The sequence below is a fragment of the Psychrobacter sp. A3 genome, from assembly GCF_028823565.1.
Lineage (GTDB): Bacteria > Pseudomonadota > Gammaproteobacteria > Pseudomonadales > Moraxellaceae > Psychrobacter > Psychrobacter celer.
In genome coordinates, this window is the sequence record NZ_JAPEHS010000140.1 from 1 (window position 1) to 3,049 (window position 3,049).

Genomic DNA, 3,049 nt, shown 5'->3' on the forward strand with positions numbered 1-3,049 from the left:
CCCTAATTGTCTTTAAAATAAGGGTCTGCATCAAGGGTAATAAACAGCAGTTTCATTTAATTTTGACACTGGTCATCAAAGAGCGCACCTGACAGGGAGTGATTTGCCCGATGACGTCAGCCAGTTTGGGCTTGTCGCTCAAGCCCAACCAATAACCAAAACCAATTTGAGTCAAGTCGACAGCGCTGTGCGCCGTATAGCCGATACCACCTGAGGGGCGGCTGTTAATCTCAAGGACACGGTGCTGGCCGTCGCTATCGGCCTTGGTCTGGACGCTAACGATACCATCGCAGCCAAAGGCGCTAATCAATGGAATCACCACTGCCATCACCTCCTGATCGTAGCCGACATGCTGGATTTTTCCTGTCTTATGGCGTGTAACGGCCGCCAGCACCTCACCGTATTCACACACCACGTCGATAGAGTATTCTTGGCCTGATAGATAGGGCATCAGTAGCATAGGGATAGGACGCTCATGTACCATCTGGCTATGGCTATATGCCTGCAAAAACTGCTCGGTGCTGATTTTTTTCTCTTCGGTAAAGTACAGATGCTCAAAGCTGTCATAAAGATCAGCTGCTGCCTTTCCGGTATCAAGCCGCCAAAACCCTTGGGCAAAAATACCTGTGACCGGCTTGACACACAGCGGCTGATCGCCGTATTTATCCAGTAATGCTTCAAGCTCGGCTAGGGTATCAAACCGCCACGCCTCGGCTACAGGAATGTCATGCGCCTGACAGTGCTGCATAAAGGCAAACTTATCATCGATGGACGCTAGGGCGTCGACACTGGTGGCCCCTGTCAGTAGGCGGATGCCAGCCGCCGCAAACGCGTCGCGCTTTGCTTCGTAGTCTATGCTGTTGCGCCCTGTCAAAAGGACTTTGACCTGCTGCTGCTGGGCTTGTTCGAGCACAAACTGCCAGCGCGGCATATCAAGAGGGGGCATTTGCTTAGGAACATCACTTGCGGACGCTAAAGGCTCACGATAGACCGTATCGGCCAGCGAAAAGATTTCAGGTCTATCATGACGATGTGAGGCAATGATATGCAGTGGCGCGCTCGTTTTGGTTTTTAGAGCTTGCAGGCTAGCGAGCATATCGCGCTGGCTGGATTGACCTTCAGCCAACCAGACGGCTAGGGGCGCTGAGTGATGAGTAGCGTTTGCAGGGTTGTTCATGGGTCTCTCAGATGCTAAGGGTTAGGGGTAGTATCGTGATCCGATCGTCACTGTTTCTCAAGCACTTTATTATCAGAGCTTTATGGCATAGGGATAGTGAGCGCACTTTAATATCAGTAGCACTGGGCTTATTTTCAACTGACTGCTACTATAGAGCAATGTGTAGGCCATGTCTTCGATTCACGCGATAGCTATCTGAATGGGCTAAAAATGGCCAAATCTTGGCAAGCATCGTTAAACGTCGTCAAATAGCAGGTCAATATCCCGATATTAACGGCGCTATTTTCCTTGTTTGATCGCAATTTATCTCATTTTTATCACTATTTTTAAAATGCAGACAGACACAGCCTAGTATGATCTATTAAGCAATAAAAAATAAGCATTATTACTTATAAGAAGGACAGAATATGAGCCAAAACCAACCGCAACAATTGGTGGCGGGTGCCAACGCGCCATTACCCAATGACCATATCAGTATTCGTATCATAAGCCAAAACGCGGTAGATTGCGCCGCTTATCGCTTAACTAGCGATGGCAAGGTGCGCGGTGATGGCGACATGATATTTTATGGTCAGACCCGCAGCGACGACGGCAATGTCAGCTTTCGCGGCCATGACAGCGATGGTTTTTTTGATATCAATTTGCCCGCGCAGCCTGCCAATATCGACAAGATTGCTTTGGCATTCTCTAGCGAGCAAACGCTGGCGCAAATCGGTGATGTGGATATTCAGGTATTGCAGGGCAGCCAAGTATTATTGACCTGCCAGCTAAATGGTACTGGCCGCTCCGAAAAAGCCATTATCTTGGCCGAATGCTACCGCCGGCAGGGCAGTTGGAAGTTTCGTTTTATCGCGCAAGGGTTTAATGGTGGTCTCAAGCCATTATCTGAGCATTTCGGGGTCGAGATTGCTGATGAAGCGCCAGTACCAAGCCAAGCAGCACCTCAAGCACAGACGATCAATACACAAAAAACCAATCGACCTGCTCAGGCCACCCCGCCGCCGATACCAGCCAGTCCTACGGTAAATTTAAACAAAATCACCTTAACCAAAAATCAGTCCAGCATCAATCTAAAAAAACGCGACAATTTTGGCAAAATCGCGGTCAATCTCAACTGGAACCAGCGGCCAAATGCCGATCAAAAAACGCCCAAAAAAGGGCTATTAGGCGATTTATTTAAGCAGCACAAATCTGGCGGCATCGATTTGGATGTCGGTGCAATGATTCATCTAAAAAATGGCGAAAAAACCCTGATTCAAGCACTGGGCAATCGCTTCGGTAGCTTGCAGTCGGCGCCTTATGTGTGCTTGCGCGCTGATGATAGAACCGGGCAGGTGAGTGGCGGTGAATGGCTCGATATCAATGGCCAACAGTGGTCGCAGATTGAGGAGGTGTTTATTTTTGCCTTTATTTATGAGGGTGTGCCAAATTGGGCCCAAACTGATGGGGTGGTGACCATTCACGTGCCAGAGCAGCCACCGATTGAGACTCGTCTGACAGAAGGCACCGGCAACCTGCCTATGTGTGCCATCGCGCGGCTGGTCAATCAGCAAGGCAGCATCAATGTCGAGCGTATCAACCAATACTTTAAAGGTCACCAAGAAATGGATAAGGCCTTTCATTGGGGCTTTAGCTGGAAGCGTGGACGTAAGTAAGACCTAATCCCAATCTTCAAGTATCAGTATTGAAGCATCAGTATTCAAATATCAATCAGCCCGTCTATGATAAATAGACGGGCTGATTTTTTGTAAACAAAAACAGTTATAGTAGGGCGTGTTGAACATTCGACCATGGCACTGACAGCGACTATTTTTTAGGCGATTCGATGTTAAAAATAATAAGTTTAGTCATTCTAAGCGCTTATTTTTAACG

At 48.2% G+C, this 3,049-nt stretch carries 2 protein-coding genes; one reads left to right on the forward strand and one right to left on the reverse strand.

Annotated features, from left to right (window positions below; all coding sequences use genetic code 11):
• Positions 1–52: 52 nt before the first annotated feature.
• A complete protein-coding gene (locus NK638_RS12085) occupies positions 53–1,177 on the reverse strand; it encodes an ATP-grasp domain-containing protein (RefSeq protein WP_274633205.1) in 1,125 nt (374 codons plus the stop codon).
• A gap of 407 nt (positions 1,178–1,584) precedes the next feature.
• Between NK638_RS12085 and NK638_RS12090 the strand changes: the two genes are divergently transcribed.
• Positions 1,585–2,832, forward strand: coding sequence for a TerD family protein (locus tag NK638_RS12090; RefSeq protein ID WP_274633206.1), 1,248 nt, complete (start codon positions 1,585–1,587; stop codon positions 2,830–2,832).
• Positions 2,833–3,049: the final 217 nt, after the last annotated feature.